The organism is Oceanobacillus kapialis (assembly GCF_044790185.1).
GTDB lineage: Bacteria > Bacillota > Bacilli > Bacillales > Amphibacillaceae > Oceanobacillus_B > Oceanobacillus_B kapialis.
This window is the reverse complement of record NZ_CP085256.1, coordinates 1,716,147-1,732,066: the sequence shown is the minus strand read 5'-3', so window position 1 is coordinate 1,732,066 and position 15,920 is coordinate 1,716,147. Positions and strand designations below refer to the sequence as shown.

Annotated in this window: 15 protein-coding genes; all 15 read right to left on the bottom strand. The window is 38.4% G+C overall.

The window, feature by feature from the left end; genetic code table 11:
• Positions 1-167: 167 nt before the first annotated feature.
• Positions 168-4,457, bottom strand: coding sequence for a PolC-type DNA polymerase III (locus LG273_RS09100; RefSeq protein WP_404459271.1), 4,290 nt, complete (start codon positions 4,455-4,457; stop codon positions 168-170).
• Between the two features lie 148 nt (positions 4,458-4,605).
• Positions 4,606-5,877, bottom strand: a complete 1,272-nt coding sequence (gene rseP / locus LG273_RS09095) for an RIP metalloprotease RseP (RefSeq protein ID WP_404459269.1) — start codon at positions 5,875-5,877, stop codon at positions 4,606-4,608.
• 114 nt (positions 5,878-5,991) lie between these two features.
• The gene (locus tag LG273_RS09090) at positions 5,992-6,795 is read right to left on the bottom strand and encodes a phosphatidate cytidylyltransferase (RefSeq protein ID WP_379561117.1); all 804 of its coding nucleotides are present in this window, start codon (positions 6,793-6,795) and stop codon (positions 5,992-5,994) included.
• 14 nt (positions 6,796-6,809) lie between these two features.
• Positions 6,810-7,574, bottom strand: coding sequence for an isoprenyl transferase (locus tag LG273_RS09085; protein ID WP_379561115.1), 765 nt, complete (start codon positions 7,572-7,574; stop codon positions 6,810-6,812).
• A gap of 390 nt (positions 7,575-7,964) precedes the next feature.
• Positions 7,965-8,513: a ribosome recycling factor gene (frr, locus tag LG273_RS09080; RefSeq protein ID WP_379561114.1), complete on the bottom strand. Its 549-nt coding sequence runs from the start codon at positions 8,511-8,513 to the stop codon at positions 7,965-7,967.
• A gap of 2 nt (positions 8,514-8,515) precedes the next feature.
• A complete protein-coding gene (gene pyrH, locus LG273_RS09075; RefSeq protein ID WP_379561113.1) occupies positions 8,516-9,238 on the bottom strand; it encodes a UMP kinase in 723 nt (240 codons plus the stop codon).
• A 147-nt stretch (positions 9,239-9,385) separates the two neighbouring features.
• The gene (tsf, locus tag LG273_RS09070; protein ID WP_379561111.1) at positions 9,386-10,270 is read right to left on the bottom strand and encodes a translation elongation factor Ts; all 885 of its coding nucleotides are present in this window, start codon (positions 10,268-10,270) and stop codon (positions 9,386-9,388) included.
• Between the two features lie 99 nt (positions 10,271-10,369).
• A complete protein-coding gene (gene rpsB / locus LG273_RS09065; protein WP_379561109.1) occupies positions 10,370-11,116 on the bottom strand; it encodes a 30S ribosomal protein S2 in 747 nt (248 codons plus the stop codon).
• Positions 11,117-11,295: 179 nt separating this feature from the next.
• The gene (locus LG273_RS09060; RefSeq protein ID WP_404459265.1) at positions 11,296-11,748 is read right to left on the bottom strand and encodes a DUF6115 domain-containing protein; all 453 of its coding nucleotides are present in this window, start codon (positions 11,746-11,748) and stop codon (positions 11,296-11,298) included.
• A gap of 19 nt (positions 11,749-11,767) precedes the next feature.
• Positions 11,768-12,070: a hypothetical protein gene (locus tag LG273_RS09055; protein WP_379561106.1), complete on the bottom strand. Its 303-nt coding sequence runs from the start codon at positions 12,068-12,070 to the stop codon at positions 11,768-11,770.
• Between the two features lie 294 nt (positions 12,071-12,364).
• The gene (locus LG273_RS09050) at positions 12,365-13,144 is read right to left on the bottom strand and encodes a FliA/WhiG family RNA polymerase sigma factor (RefSeq protein WP_379561105.1); all 780 of its coding nucleotides are present in this window, start codon (positions 13,142-13,144) and stop codon (positions 12,365-12,367) included.
• A 44-nt stretch (positions 13,145-13,188) separates the two neighbouring features.
• The gene (locus LG273_RS09045) at positions 13,189-13,686 is read right to left on the bottom strand and encodes a chemotaxis protein CheD (protein ID WP_379561104.1); all 498 of its coding nucleotides are present in this window, start codon (positions 13,684-13,686) and stop codon (positions 13,189-13,191) included.
• Entirely contained in the window at positions 13,679-14,314 is a 636-nt protein-coding gene (locus LG273_RS09040) for a chemotaxis protein CheC (RefSeq protein ID WP_379561103.1), read from the bottom strand. Before LG273_RS09040 ends, LG273_RS09045 begins: the two co-directional genes overlap by 8 nt.
• Positions 14,315-14,317: 3 nt before the next feature.
• The gene (locus tag LG273_RS09035; RefSeq protein ID WP_379561102.1) at positions 14,318-14,791 is read right to left on the bottom strand and encodes a chemotaxis protein CheW; all 474 of its coding nucleotides are present in this window, start codon (positions 14,789-14,791) and stop codon (positions 14,318-14,320) included.
• A 62-nt stretch (positions 14,792-14,853) separates the two neighbouring features.
• Positions 14,854-15,918, bottom strand: coding sequence for a chemotaxis response regulator protein-glutamate methylesterase (locus LG273_RS09030; RefSeq protein WP_379561101.1), 1,065 nt, complete (start codon positions 15,916-15,918; stop codon positions 14,854-14,856).
• Positions 15,919-15,920 lie beyond the last annotated feature (2 nt).

Here is a 15,920-nt window from a genome sequence, read left to right as displayed (position 1 = left end):
AAACGGATAGGCAAGCACCTATCCGTTTACCCGATTATTTAATTAATGAAACATTTGCGATCATTTTTTAGAATTGGTAAAAGTACCCTTATCGTGCGTTTTTAATGTGAACGACTTATAGGTTGTTGTTCAAGCGTTCCCCTGAAACCTTCTGCTGAAGATTTCAATTAAAAAAGGGATAACTGATTTTTTTCTGCCATACCATCTAGACAACCATGATTATCCAAGTATTCTAAAACAGTTTTAGATATTTTACTTCTCTCTCGTAGATCTTCTTTTGAAAGGAATTCTCCTTCTTCTCTCGCTTTAACAATATTAAGGGCAGCGTTAGTACCTAATCCATCTACCGCGTTAAATGGCGGTAATAAAGCATCTCCATCCACAATAAATTCCGTGGCACTAGATTTATATAAGTCTACCTTTTTAAAGTGGAAGCCACGCTCACACATTTCTAGTGAAAGCTCCAATACGGTTAATAAACTTTTCTCTTTAGGAGGTGCTTCATTTCCTTTTGCTGTTATGGAATCAATCCGTTGCTTAATAGCAGTTGGACCTTTTATCATGGTATCCAATTCAAAGTCATCGGCCCTTACCGTAAAGTAAGCCGCATAAAAGAAAATTGGATGATGGACTTTGAACCAGGCAATTCGAACAGCCATTAACACGTAGGCTGCTGCGTGAGCCTTAGGGAACATATATTTTATCTTTTTACATGATTCAATGTACCAATCAGGCACACCATGCTTTTTCATTTCCGTAATCCATTCATCCTGGAGTCCCTTTCCTTTTCGTACAAACTCCATAATTTTAAACGCCAGAGAAGCCTCAAGGCCTTTATGCATTAAATAAACCATAATATCGTCGCGACATCCAATAACGTCAGGTAACTCACAAATACCGTCATTAATCAGTTCCTGGGCGTTACCAAGCCAGACATCGGTTCCGTGAGAGAGACCTGAAATAATAACAAGTTCAGCAAAGGTGCTTGGTTTTGTATCTTCAAGCATTTGTCTAACAAACTTCGTACCGAACTCAGGGACGCCCAACGTTCCTGTTTTGCAGTAGATTTGTTCAGGAGTAACCCCTAACGATTCTGTTCCAGAGAATATTTTCATAACCTCTTCATCATCTGTAGGAATGGTTTTTGGATCAATGCCGCTGAGATCTTGAAGCATTCGGATAACGGTCGGATCATCGTGTCCCAGAATATCAAGCTTAAGCAAATTATCGTGTATAGAATGGAAGTCGAAATGGGTGGTCCTCCACTCACTCTTACGATCGTCTGCTGGAAATTGAATTGGTGTAAAGTCAAATATTTCCTTATCTTCAGGTACTACAATAATACCGCCTGGATGCTGACCAGTTGTCCGTTTGACACCTGTACAGCCTTGAACCAATCTATCTACTTCAGCATTCTTATAGACAAGCTGCTTATCTGAAGCATATCCTTTCACATAACCGTACGCTGTTTTCTCGGCAATCGTACCAATCGTTCCTGCTCGGTACACATTATCCACACCGAAAAGTTCTTTTGTGTAGTTATGCGCTTGTGGTTGGTAAGCTCCAGAAAAGTTTAAGTCAATATCAGGAACCTTGTCCCCTTTAAAACCAAGGAATGTTTCAAACGGAATATCTTGGCCATCTTTTGTAAGTTCTCTGTCGCAATGCGGACAGTTTTTATCAGGCAGGTCAAATCCACTACCAACTGATCCATCCGTAATAAATTCATTATGATGACATTCCAGGCAAACATAATGAGGAGGAAGTGGATTCACTTCGGTAATCTCGGTCATCGTAGCAACAAAGGAAGATCCTACTGACCCACGCGAGCCTACAAGATAACCGTCATCTAAAGACTTTTTAACCAGTTTATGAGAGATAAGATAAATAACAGCAAAACCATGACCGATTATACTTTCCAATTCTTTTTCTAAACGATCGGTAACAATTTTCGGTACTGGTTCGCCATAAATTTTCTTAGCCCTACTGTAGCATAAATCACGCATTTCCTGGTCGGCACCTTCAATGGTAGGTGTGAAAAGACCATCTTTCACGGGTGAAATCTCTTCTATTTCATCGGCAAATTTTAACGTATTTTCTACCACAATTTCATTTGCCTTCTCCTCACCAAGAAAGTGAAATGCTTCTAACATCTCTGCAGTTGTCCGAAAAGGTGTATCTGGAAGCGTCTGGCGATTTAACGGATTACCTGCCTGGGATGCAATTAATATTTGACGATACACTTTATCATGATCATCTAAATAGTGAACATTTCCTGTCGCAACAACCGTTTTCCCAAGCCTGTCTCCCATTTCTACAATTTTTTTAATAATATCTAGTATTTGTGCTTCGTTTTGTACTAGGTCTTTTTCTATTAAATGCACATAATTTGCAGGCGGTTGTACTTCAATATAATCATAAAATTCTGCTACATTCTCTGCCTCTTCAGCAGATTTTTGCATCATTGTCTCAAAAATTTCTCCTTTATCACAAGCTGAGCCCACTAGCAGGCCTGCTCGATATTTCTTCAAGAGGGACCTTGGTATACGGGGAACTCTATAAAAATAATCAATATGTGCATGGGAGACAAGTTTGTATATATTTTTTAATCCTTCTTCTGTTTGAGCCATAATTGTGCAGTGAAAAGGCCGTGAACGCTGATAAGCATTCCCTTCACCCATATGGTTATTTAGATCAAGATGGTTCGCGATCTCTTTTTCTAATAGCTTTTGAACAAGCTTCCATAATAAATAGCCTGTTGCTTCAGCATCATAAATTGCACGGTGATGCTGCGTTAATTCAATATCAAGGTGCTTACATAGTGTATTTAATCGGTGATTTTTTAACTCAGGGAATAAAAACCTAGCAAGCTCTAGGGTATCCATTACGGCATTTTCTGCCTTTGGATAGTCAATTTTTTGGAAACCTTGGTTTAAGAAGCCCATATCAAAGCTTGCGTTATGAGCAACGAGAATGTCATTCCCCATCCATTTATGAAAATCACGTAAAACAGTTGATACTTCAGGTGCATCCCTGACCATGTCATCGGTAATACCTGTTAGATCTGTGGTCGTTTGAGATAAAGGATGGTGAGGATTTGCAAAAGATTCAAACCGATCAATAATTTCACCGTTCTTTACCTTAACTGCTGCAAGCTCAATAATCGTATCATAAACTGCTGATAAACCAGTTGTTTCTACGTCAAAAACGATGTAGGTTGCATCTGCAAGTGAAATATTCTGCTCGTTGTAAGCTATTGGAACGCCATCATCCACTAGGTTGGCTTCCACACCGTATAACACTTTTATTCCATGCTTCTGACCAGCTGCATGTGCATCTGGAAATCCTTGAACTCCAGCATGGTCGGTAATCGCTACAGCTTTATGTCCCCATTTTGCTGCTTGAGCAATCAAATTCCCTGGGGATACAACGGCGTCCATTTGGCTCATGGTAGTGTGAGCATGAAGCTCTACTCTTCTTTTATCATCAGGAGCTTCATCCATTCGTGTTTCCACTTTTATCTCATGGATATCATTGGCCATCATTGCTAGTTCATTGCTGTACATATCGGTTTGGATGCTTCCACGTGCTTTAACCCACATGCCTTTTTTCACAGCTTCAAATTTTTCTGCATCCTCGTCGCCTTTAGAAAACATTTTAATTTGAAGTGAATCTGAATAGTCCGTTGCTTTAATAATTAATAAACTTCTGCCAGAGCGTAGTTTACGAATGTCAACATCAAAGATATACCCCTGAACGGTGACACGTCTTTCTTCATCTTGAATTTCCTGCATCTGTATTGGTTCATCTTGTATTTTATACCCTAATGTTAAAGGACGGTTGTCCTGTTGTATCTTTTGACTATCTCTTTTTTCTTTGTCCTGAACAGTTTTTAAGACAAGCTGCTGGTCCTCTAAGGCTTTTTGCTCTTTAAACTTTTGCAACGCTTCCTCTTCGGCCTTCACTTCGGTTTCAATTGGATAATACCGAAGACCTGCTTTCGTACAAAATTGTTTAAATTCTTCATCAAGCCGTTTTTTTAATGCAGAACCTTCTGCTTCATTCCTTACAGTTAACATAATCTTGTTATGGTTAACTTGTGGAATTTGTTCATGTATCAAATCTTTATATGCAGGTGATAAATTTGTTTTTGTCCCTACAAATAACTTCCAATAGCCAACAATCGTTTCTTCATCACAGTTATTGTCCGCCGTTAAAACCGTTAATTCGGTTGCCGCAACATGCTCAAAGGCATTGTTTAATCTGCCAGCCAACAATTGATACACCTGTAGTGGCAAAACACGTTCTACGACTATATGAAAATGCCATGTCTTGGTTTTTTTGTATATTTCGAGTTTATCCAGATAGCTTTCCTTAAAGAATGCTTCTGTATCTTCTCCAGCTATTTGCAGCTGTTCCAACAGTAAACGCATTTTTTCCTTTTTAGTTATGTCCATCGTTAATCCCCCTGTTACAGCTGTGCTTTACATTAGTCTACTGAACTTATTTTACCAAAAATTCATGGTAAAATCAGTGAGAACCCTTGTCAATTTTTAGACAAGGGTTCTGCTTATTCTTAAAACAATATTTTAAAGGTTTTATGTTCTATAAAAACAATCGCTGGATATCGTTCCATGTCACTACAATCATAAGTAACATGAGTAATGCAAAGCCAACAAAGTGGAAAATACCTTCTTTTTCAGGTGCAATTGGTTTCCCGCGAACTGCCTCAATTCCGACAAACAACAATCTTCCCCCATCTAATGCAGGGAGTGGGACAAGGTTTACAATTCCTAAGTTTATACTAAGAATAGCAGTCCACAATAGAAAGTTCATAAATCCGGTTTGCACCACCTGATCTGTAGCATCATAGATACCTACAGGCCCGGAAAGCATATCAATTGGTACTTGCCCGGTAATTAACATACCAAGATTTGTTAAAATTAGCTTAGTTGTATCAAATGTTTGTACAACCCCATACTTCAGTGTACCAAATAGGGATTTTTCATATGCTTGATGTACGCCAATTTGTCCAATTGTTTCCGGCCCTTCTACGCCTTCTACCTCAACAGCGTCGGGAGTTACGGTCAATGGTACTTGTTCCCCGTCTCGCTGTACTACAACGTTTAATTCTTGACCAGGATTACCCCTGACAATTGTCGTAAATTCCTCCCATGTCGACACTGGGGTATCACCAATTCTTATTATTTCATCATTCTCTTGTATACCAGCTTGTGCAGCAGGTTTATCCTCAAGAATAGTGCCCATTTGTGCCTCATCTACGGGCGCTCCTTGGATAATTCCAAGAATAAAGAAAATTACCATTGCCAAGATAAAGTTCATCATTGGTCCGGCAAATAATTGCATTGCACGTTTTCCAACACTTTTAGAAGCAAATTGGCGGTCATATGGTGCGATTTGTGTCTCCCTTTCATCCATTACAAAGAACGCTTTTGGATCCACTTCAAAGCGTAGTCTCTCATCATGATCATCTGGCTCATAGCCTTCAATGACTAAACGGTGGTCTAAATCCGCATATTCGATTTCAACAACCCTTGCATGAGGGTGCTTCGACTTATTATTTACGATAATTCGGTTAACTTTTCCTTCTTCATTAAATTCCAAGCCAACATGATAGCCTGGCTTTAATTCAATAATCTCTGGATCTTCCCCCGCTACACGTACATATCCGCCAACAGGAAGTAATCGAATTGTATAAACCGTTTCGTTACGTGTAAACGCAAAGATTTTTGGCCCGAAACCGATAGCAAATTCGCGAGCTAACATACCTGCACGTTTTGCAAAAATGAGATGTCCCCATTCGTGTATAAACACAAGCAGGCCGAACATGAAGATAAATGCAATAACTGTGGTCAATAAAAACACCTTCCTTTAACCGATATAAATACATGGTAATCAGGAGATAGCCATGTATTTCTGAAAGCATGACTTTTTAAGTATACGTTGTCCGAGCCATAAATATATCTAGCTTCACACAAAGCCTATAAAATGTAGAACTGGTAAAACAAATAACATGCTGTCAAAACGGTCTAATATTCCACCATGACCAGGAAGTATATCACCAGAGTCCTTTACACCATAATGTCGCTTGAATGCTGACTCTACAAGATCGCCAATCTGGCCAAAAATCGATGCTAAGACAGTTACCATTACAAGCGCTAACAGAGAATGCTGTTGAATTGGGTTAAATAGATGGAATATGATGGCTACTATACATGCTAGTAACACTCCACCTACAGCCCCTTCAATTGTCTTATTTGGGCTGATTTTAGGCCAAAGTTTTTTCTTCCCAAATGCTCGTCCAAAAAAATAAGCCCCGGTATCTGTTGCCCAAATAATGAGAAACACATATGCAATTGTTGCCAGCCCATCATCAGGTAAGTTTCTCGTTTCAATAAGAAACGAAAAGCCCATCCCCACGTATATTGTTGAAAGTATAATAAAGCCAGCATGGTCAAAAGTAAATCTGTTTTTAACAAGTACTGTGTAAGATAACAATAACAACACAACGAGCATGATTACGTCAGATTTCTGATATAAAGATTCCGGCAATGGGATAAATCCAAATTCCTCAGGAAGCATAATCATCCAAAGTAAAAGAATACCTAATGCTGACGATATCGAATACTTACCCAGCTGCCTCATTCGCATTAGCTCTATTAATCCTATTGTTGCCAATACATAGACAAATATCTCAAATGGAAGACCACCGTATATGACGAATGGTACAAAGATAATTAGTGCTATTATTGCTGTTAATATTCTTTGTTTCATAATGCTATAATCACCTAAATTCCTCCGTAGCGACGCTTACGCTGCTGATAATCTTGCAGTGCTTTCACAAAAACTGCTTCATCAAAGTCCGGCCATAAAACATCGGTAAACCAAAACTCTGTATAAGCTAATTGCCATAAAAGAAAATTACTTAATCTTTGCTCCCCACTTGTACGGATGAGTAAATCTGGGTCACTTAAACCTTCTGTATATAAGTAACTAGAAAAAGCCTTCTCATCCAATGAATCAAGTGTGATTTTAGAGCAATCAATATCCGACATAATTTGCTTTATAGCCTGCATGATTTCATATCTACTACCATAGTTTAAAGCAAAATTTAATAATAATCCATCATTATTCTTTGTTTTATCTTTTGCATACTGTACTGCTTTTTTTGTATGCGCTGGAAGTGCATCAAAATCTCCAATTGTTTCAATTCGTACATTTTTCTCCATTAACTCTGGAAGGTATATATGTAAGAATTCTTTAGGGAGTTTCATCAAAAAATCAATTTCCGATTTCGGCCTTTTCCAATTTTCTGTTGAAAACGCATATAAGGTAAGAGCCTTTACCTGATAATTACTTGCTGTACGGACTACTTTCATTACTGCATTTACGCCTTCTTTATGTCCCGCAATACGTGGCAATGATCGCTTTTTCGCCCATCTGCCATTTCCGTCCATAATGATAGCAACATGGTTAGGAATATTCTCTAGTTCCTTATGTTCTATTTGATTATCTATTTGTTTCGTTTTAAAAAAAGGAAGTTTCATTGACATCTTAGGTCCTCCGAATGCAGTTGATTATCCATACTTATTACTTACATTAGTAATGTCTATGAACACACTAATATGTCTTATTCATAAACGGGTCGTATGAATTATCATTATATCATTAAAAGCCATGAGAATTATACACGAATATAAAGGTTAATGCTATGTAAATTATCAATTTGCCCTTTATTTTCTTACAATACCTCATTTAGCCTTGATTGTCTAAGCACCATCTTTAATACTTTTTTAGAAACATGACGTAAACCATCAACTTTTCAGTAGAGGGAGATGGAAAAATTATCAATACAGCTTTTTAAGCACTATACTTGAAAAAAGAAAGAAAAGCCCCCTTATAAGAAGAGGGCTATTACAACTTATTAAACAAAAAAGATATGTTTAAACTTCCATAATTTCTTTTTCTTTGTCTTTTGCAAGCTGATCAATTTGAGAAATATGCTGATTCGTTTCCTTTTGCACGTCGTCTTGAGCGGCACGCACATCATCTTCTGTCAATTCATCTGATTTTTTTAATTGGTCATTTGCATCACGTCGAATATTTCGTACTTGTACACGAGATTCTTCAGCGTATTTTCCAACGACTTTAATTAAATCCTTACGGCGTTCCTCTGTCAAAGCAGGGATGTTAATACGTATAACATTCCCATCATTAGAAGGAGATAACCCTAGGTCTGCCTTTTGAATTGCTCGCTCTACTTCAGGAAGAGCAGATTTGTCATAGGGTGTAATAACAAGTAATCTAGCTTCAGGTGCATTAACAGAAGCTAGCTGATTTAATGGAGTAGAAGCACCATAATAATCGACGTAAACATTATCCAGGATACCTGGGTTTGCTCTACCAGCACGTACAGTAGCTAGATTCTTCGAAAATGCCTGTACTGCCTGTGTCATTTTGTCCTTCATATCTTTCATGATTGATTCTGACATTTTTATTTCCCCCTTATAGTTGTTCCGATAGTTTCACCTTGGACAACGCGTTTAATATTACCTTCCTCTGTAATAGAGAAAACAATCAGTGGAATATCATTGTCCATACAAAGAGTAGAAGCAGTGGAATCCATTACACCTAGCCCTTCATTTAGCATTTCCATATAAGACAATTGTTCATACTTTTTCGCATTCTTGTTGATTTTTGGATCATCTGTATAAACACCATCTACATTGTTTTTAGCCATTAGAATTACTTCCGCCTCAATTTCAGCAGCTCGTAAAGCGGCTGTCGTATCTGTAGAGAAATAAGGGTTACCTGTTCCTGCCGCAAAAATAACAACACGTTTCTTCTCTAGGTGACGAATGGCTTTTCTTCTTATGTACGGTTCTGCAACTTGACGCATTTCTATAGATGTCTGCACCCTTGTTGGGATACCGATGTTTTCCAAGCCATCCTGTAAAGCAAGTGAGTTCATGATGGTAGCAAGCATCCCCATATAATCCGCATTTGCCCGGTCCATCCCCATTTCACTGCCGACTTTGCCACGCCAGATATTTCCACCACCAACAACGATTGCTATTTCTACACCTAATGCCGAAATTTCTTTCACTTGTTCTGCGACGGATTTTATTATTTTTGGCTCAATTCCATAACCCTGTTCTCCACTTAAAGCTTCTCCGCTTAATTTAAGTACAATTCTTCGGTAACGAGCTGTTGTCATAATAACCTCCATGATCATAAATGTAATTTAATAGGATTTCCTATGTGCATCATAGGATTTTGTTTGCTTTTTGTTGTGCTTTAAAAGCAAAGAAGTGTAAAGTAATTTGGAGAAATAGGGAACAACAAGTGTTCCCTATGTGGTTTATTATTTTTTAATTTGGCTCATTACTTCATCAGCAAAATTTTCTTCGCGTTTTTCCATACCTTCTCCTACTTCATAACGGATGAAGGTTTTAACAGTAGCACCTTTATCAGCTACAATTTTCTTCACCTTTTGATCAGGATCTTTTACAAAGCTTTGTTCTAGAAGGCAAATTTCTTCAAAGAATTTACCAAGACGGCCTTCCACCATTTTTTCAACAATGTTTGCTGGTTTTCCTTCATTTAATGCTTGAGTTTTCAACACTTCACGCTCGTGGTTAACTTCTTCTTCAGCTACAGCATCACGAGATACATAACGAGGGTTTACAGCAGCTACGTGCATTGCAACATCTTTTGCAAGGTCTTCATCTGTTGTACCTTCAAGCAATGTAAGTACACCAATACGTCCACCCATGTGAAGGTATGAACCAAATGCGTCATTGTCAGTTTTGCTTAGTAGTGTAAAACGACGTAGGGAGATTTTCTCTCCAATTGTAGCGATAGTAGAGTTAATGTAAGTTTCTACAGTGTCGCCATTACCGTGCAGTTCTTGCTGAAGAGCTTCTTCTAAAGTTGCCGGCTTTTGGCTAGCAATATGCTTACCAAGCTCTGCTAGCAGATTTTTGAACTGGTCGTTTTTTGTAACGAAGTCTGTTTCACAGTTAACTTCTAATAGTACAGCGTTGTTTCCTACTACTTCAATGTAAGTAGACCCTTCTGCAGCAATACGGTCAGCTTTTTTAGCAGCTTTAGAGATCCCTTTTTCACGAAGGTAGTCTACAGCTTTATTGATATCACCATCTGTTTCTTGTAGTGCTTTTTTACAATCCATCATACCTGCGCCAGTTTTTTCACGCAATTCTTTAACCATTTTTGCAGTAATTGCCATTGTAATTCCTCCTTGGTTTAAGTCATTTCTAAGTATTTTGCTTTAAAAAAGGGCGATAAAAGGCTCTTATCCTCTTATCACCCTCACCTTTTACTTGAATTACTCTTGAGTTGATTCAGTCGCAGAAACTGCTTCTTCTTCAGTCTGCACTTCTTCTGTTTCTTCGCCTTGTTTCACTTCCAAAATAGCATCTGCCATTTTAGATGTCAAAAGTTTTACGGCACGGATTGCATCATCGTTTGCAGGGATTACATAATCAATTTCGTCTGGATCACAGTTTGTATCCACGATTCCGATAATCGGAATATTTAATTTGTGTGCTTCTGCAATAGCAATACGCTCTTTACGCGGATCGATAACGAACAATGCATCTGGCAATTTGTTCATTTCTTTAATTCCACCAAGGAATTTCACTAAACGTTCTTTTTCTTTTAAAAGGTTTACTACTTCTTTTTTAGGTAGTACTTCAAAAGTACCGTCCTCTTCCATACGCTCGATGTCTTTAAGACGGTTGATACGTTTACGGATTGTTTGGAAGTTAGTAAGAGTTCCACCTAACCAACGTTGGTTAACGTAGAACATTCCAGAACGAGTTGCTTCGTCACGGACAGAGTCCTGTGCTTGTTTTTTTGTACCAACGAAAAGAATAGTACCGCCGTTTGATGCGATTTCCTTTACGTAGTTATATGCTTCATCAACCTTTTTAACTGTTTTTTGCAGGTCAATGATGTAGATGCCGTTACGCTCTGTAAAGATGTATTTTTTCATCTTTGGATTCCAACGGCGTGTCTGATGTCCGAAATGTACACCAGCTTCAAGAAGTTGCTTCATAGAAATTGCTGACATAATATGTTCCTCCTAAGGTTTTTTTCCTCCGTTCAGATCATTTTTATATAGAGACTGTTATACAGCACCCACTATACAAATTACCAAACGTGTGTGTTGACGTACCTCGTTCATTTTTATATGAACATAGTATTTACACCAAAAGTTAATATATCACACCGTTTACCTCTTAGCAAGTATTATTCTTCATTTTTTGCATACAATTTTATAATGAGTTCAACCTCCGTTTTCCCACAGTCCAATTCCTTTGCAATTTCAGTCTTGGTTTTCCCCGCATGATGTAATTGGAGAATTCTACTTTGTAACGAGGCTTCCACATAATCCTCTTCCTCAGGTATTGGAGGTGTATAGGAAGATTCGTTCTCTTCACTACTATTGTCCACATCTTGCAAGCTTGCCGATCTAACTTTCTCCTTCGGTATTGGATCTGCCTTCTGCTCATTTTCTTGAATGACTTTCTGCAGGCGATCATTTTCTTCCTTTACTTCCTGCAAATAGGTTTCCAGTAGTGCAATCATTTCCTCAGTTTGAGTGTCATGATTTGGCTGGGATCTTTGCTTAAAGAGCTGGAATATAATAGTGAGGGTTATAATATGTAATAAAAAACTTATAATGAGTAAAAGTGCTTCCATTTTATTTCTCGTCTCCCTACTACCCGTTAAAATCTATCCTTTTACCTAAAAAAGGGTGTTCTTGTTTTTCCATGAAATCTGATGGGGTCTGCTTCTCATTACTACCCTGATCGAAACTATCTTTCCGTTTATCTTCTTTTTTCACTTTTTCTGCATTGCCAAACTTATTTACTTGTTTTCTTTTTTCTATCTGCTGTTTTACTTGTAATCCTGCTAATGCCTCTTGAAAATGCTGGTTTTGTTTCATTTGGTGTTCCTGCATTTTACCTGCATCCTGTGTTCTAGGTAGTGCCACTTGCATTTCAATAGAACGCCAGCTCATCACAACACTTCCTTTAAAGGAGAATTATCTCCCGGTAGAAAGGATGGAAAACAATAATATCTTCCCTACTATACGCACAGCCAATTCTTCGCTTCTTCTATACGGCTATCAGCGTCATAGAAACGGTGTATTCCATTTTCCTTGTACCCGGTATTGATACATTCGCCATTTGTTTGGCTATCTCCTTCTGCCTATCTGGAAAATGTTGCTTTTCTTTAACCTAATCCATTGAACGGTAGTGTATTCGGTTGTTCCTTCATTAAGCATTAGCAATCCTTATTTTGCTGAGCATTATTAGTTTACAGCCTGAATCTTCTTAAGCGTGCCCCTTAATTTAACAATAGATTTTTTATGAATCTGAGAAATACGGGAAGTCGTTAAGCCAAGTACTTGACCAATTTCAGTTAAGGATAATTCATTGTGGTAAAATAAGCTAATAACCATCTGTTCATTTTGATTCAAGCTACTAATACCCTCTGCCAGCTCCATTTTTAGTTCATTTGAAAGAACATTTTTTTCAGGCAAAACCGTTGTTTCATCAGGGACAGCATAACCAATTCCTTCTTTCATTTCATTTCTTCCATCTTTCGGTTTCTCTTCAATTGAAAGAACATTTGCAAATAATGAATCATTAAGAATGGTTTCCACTTCCTTCACTCCCAATCCTGCTTTTTCCGCGATTTCTTCGATTGTCGGCATACGCTGTAGGGCTTGTTCTAGTGAATGGGTTAGCTGCTCAAGCTTCTTGGTCTTCTCACGTAATGATCTCGGAAGCCAGTCTTCTCTTCTCAATCCATCCATGATCGCTCCTCTAATACGGAAAGAAGCATATGTATCAAACTTAAGATCACGGGCAGGCTCAAACTTTTTTAAGGCATCATATAGTCCCAGCAAACCAAAACTTTTGACGTCATCCTTGCTGACACTACTTGGTAAATGACTGGAAATCCGTTCGGTATGATAGCTTACAAGATACATATAAGTTTGAATGAGTTCATTTGCAGCATTGTTATCTTTACTTTCCTGCCAATCATGCCACAACTTTTGTTCATGAGAAGACTTGTTCACTGTCATCAATAACTCCTCCCTTTTTGTTTTAAACCAACAATTGACAGCCATTAAATAAACTGTTCTTCTTTGCTAGCCTTCTTTATTTTTAATCTATTTGTTTGAGGGTTAAACTCTATTGTTCTGCCGATCTTGCCTCCTGTATCGGAAGCTATGACAGGAATACGCAAAGCTTCCAATATAGCTAACACAGCTTCTGTATTTCTAGGGCCAATCCGCATGATGTCAGAGTTTGATGTGAAATGAAACATTTGAGCACCACCAGCGAGTTTGGCTTTCAATGCATATCTTCTCGCGCCTTCCCCGACCAGCTTGTTAACAAGAATGGGAATCGCAGTGTCTGCATATTTAAAATAATTTATATCTGTTTGTTTTGCTAAACTTGAGTCAGGCAACAGGATGTGGGATAATCCTGCGATATGCTTTCCTTCATCATAGATGACGATTCCTACACATGAACCTAACCCTGCTGTTCGTATCATCCCTGGTGCTCTAACAATATTTAAATCGGCTATTCCAACCTTTACCATGGTTTCTGCCTTAGTCATAATCTTTTATACCTAATGCTTTAAATAGTATAGAAAGTGATCCGGGATCAGGGATTAGTAGGAAGTTCCCTTGTACACCTTTTTGTACTTCTTGGTCATTTATTTTTGTGTCAATGATAATGGCATAGTCTGAAACCTGTGAAACCTCCAATAATCCCACTGTTAGTATAGCCCCTGCCATATCAACACTTAAATATGGTACGGAAGGCTGCATGTTAATACTGGTAAAGTCAGACAGAGCGGAAAGATAGGAACCTGTTAATATATTTCCTGCCTCCTGCAAAGCAGAGATTGCAAATTCATTAACGGGATCTGCCAGTAATTTCCCTTCAAAACCAGGTACTATTTCATTAATCAAGAATTCCGCTTCTTCAATAGACAATATGAAATATACCGTTCCAGGAGCTTCTCCTTGAATGCGAAATAGCACAGCCGCAATGAGTTCATCAGGACCACCAATTAAATCCATCACTTCATCAAAACTAACCACTTTCACAGATGGTACTTGCATATCAATTTTCTTATCAAGCAATTTAGCCATCGAAGTAGCGGCATTGCCAGCCCCAATATTACCAATTTCGCGTAATACATCCTTCTGAGTATTCGTTAAATTAGTGTAGTCATTCATTAGTTAAGACCTTTCAATACCTTGTAATTCTTTCATATGGTCAACAGAAAGCACTTTTTCTAAATCGAGTAAGATAAATAATCGGTCCTCCATTTTTACGACACCTTCAATATAATCTACATCCACTGTACCAATTACTTCAGGTGCAGGTTCGATCGCTTCTTCTGTAATATCTAATACATCGTTGGCTGCATCTACAATGAGACCAACCTCCATATTTTCCAAGTTAATAATAATGATTCTTGTTGACTCACTATATTCTGTTTCTTCCATACCAAACCTAACTCTTAAATCTATTACTGGAGTCACGACCCCCCGTAAATTAATAACCCCTTTTACGAAGTCAGCTGTCTGGGGAACTCTGGTAATGGGCAGCACCCTTTCGATCGCTCCAACTTGTTGCACAGATACTGCGTATTCCTCATCCTGTAATTGAAAAATTATTACTTTTCTTGTAAGTGATGTATTTTGTTCCATGTTCTTAAGCCTCCTATTGTTATATGCATTTGCATTGTTCTTTCAAATTTTGTTGCTTCATTTTACATGCGCCCCGTATCTTTCAGAAGCTTCTCAAGTGTGTCTGCAACCTGATTCAAGGGGACTATATGATTTACCCTTTCCGTTTTCACAGCTGCCTTTGGCATACCGTAAATAACAGCAGTTTTTTCAGACTCAGCAATTGCTATGGTAGAAGGATCCGATGCCTTCATTTGCTTCAGTCCATTAGAACCGTCACTTCCCATTCCAGTTAAAATAACTGCAATTTTATTAATTTTCTCTAAGGGACCAGCAGACGCAAACAACACATCAACAGAAGGTCTATGACCGTTTACAGGTGCTTCTTCTGTTAATTCAATAGCAAGTGCAGTACCAACTTTATTTACTCGCATATGGTAGTCACCAGGAGCTATATAAGCCGTACCATCATGCAATATTTCTCCATGGACAGCCTCTTTCACAGTTATGTTCGACATGGAGTTAAGACGATCTGCAAGCGACTTCGTAAAACCAGGTGGCATATGCTGTACGATAAGAATTGGTGCTGAGAAATCACCAGGTAACGTAGGTATTAACTTTTGCAGTGCCCTTGGCCCTCCAGTGGATGTTCCAATCGTTACAATCGTTTTGTCAAATAACTGTCGCTCGGTCGTAACAGGTAAATCTGCGGAATTCCCGCTAGACTCCTTGGGTGATGGACTCATCGTTACTGCTGATGCAACGATCACTTTATTAATAATTTCTTCGGTTTTCTCTCCATTTTCCATCGATAAATAGTTAGATGGTTTAGTGATAAAGTCAACTGCTCCATGAGAAATTGCTTGTAAGGTTTTTTCAGCACCTTCTGCCGTTTCACTAGATAGCATGACGACAGGGACAGGACAGTCCTGCATAATAGACTGTAATGCAGTAATTCCATCCATTACGGGCATGTGAATGTCCATGGTGACAACGTCTGGTGACAACCTTTTTATTTTCTTTAAGCCGTCCTCACCATTCCTGGCTGTCGCTATAACTTCTATACGCTGATCAGATACCAGCATATCTTTAATTACCTTTCGCATAAACGCAGAATCATCAATCACCAGCACACGAATAGGATTCATTA

Coding starts and splice junctions, on each gene's coding strand:
- LG273_RS09045 (WP_379561104.1), bottom strand. CDS start 13,686: ATGACTAAGGCAGAAACCATGGTAAAGGTTGGAATAGCCGATTTAAAT.
- LG273_RS09050 (WP_379561105.1), bottom strand. CDS start 13,144: ATGACAGTGAACAAGTCTTCTCATGAACAAAAGTTGTGGCATGATTGG.
- frr (WP_379561114.1), bottom strand. CDS start 8,513: ATGTCAGAATCAATCATGAAAGATATGAAGGACAAAATGACACAGGCA.
- tsf (WP_379561111.1), bottom strand. CDS start 10,270: ATGGCAATTACTGCAAAAATGGTTAAAGAATTGCGTGAAAAAACTGGC.
- rpsB (WP_379561109.1), bottom strand. CDS start 11,116: ATGTCAGCAATTTCTATGAAGCAACTTCTTGAAGCTGGTGTACATTTC.
- LG273_RS09100 (WP_404459271.1), bottom strand. CDS start 4,457: ATGGACATAACTAAAAAGGAAAAAATGCGTTTACTGTTGGAACAGCTG.
- LG273_RS09035 (WP_379561102.1), bottom strand. CDS start 14,791: ATGGAACAAAATACATCACTTACAAGAAAAGTAATAATTTTTCAATTA.
- pyrH (WP_379561113.1), bottom strand. CDS start 9,238: ATGACAACAGCTCGTTACCGAAGAATTGTACTTAAATTAAGCGGAGAA.
- LG273_RS09055 (WP_379561106.1), bottom strand. CDS start 12,070: ATGAGCTGGCGTTCTATTGAAATGCAAGTGGCACTACCTAGAACACAG.
- LG273_RS09060 (WP_404459265.1), bottom strand. CDS start 11,748: ATGGAAGCACTTTTACTCATTATAAGTTTTTTATTACATATTATAACC.
- LG273_RS09040 (WP_379561103.1), bottom strand. CDS start 14,314: ATGAATGACTACACTAATTTAACGAATACTCAGAAGGATGTATTACGC.
- LG273_RS09090 (WP_379561117.1), bottom strand. CDS start 6,795: ATGAAACAAAGAATATTAACAGCAATAATAGCACTAATTATCTTTGTA.
- LG273_RS09085 (WP_379561115.1), bottom strand. CDS start 7,574: ATGTCAATGAAACTTCCTTTTTTTAAAACGAAACAAATAGATAATCAA.
- LG273_RS09030 (WP_379561101.1), bottom strand. CDS start 15,918: ATGAATCCTATTCGTGTGCTGGTGATTGATGATTCTGCGTTTATGCGA.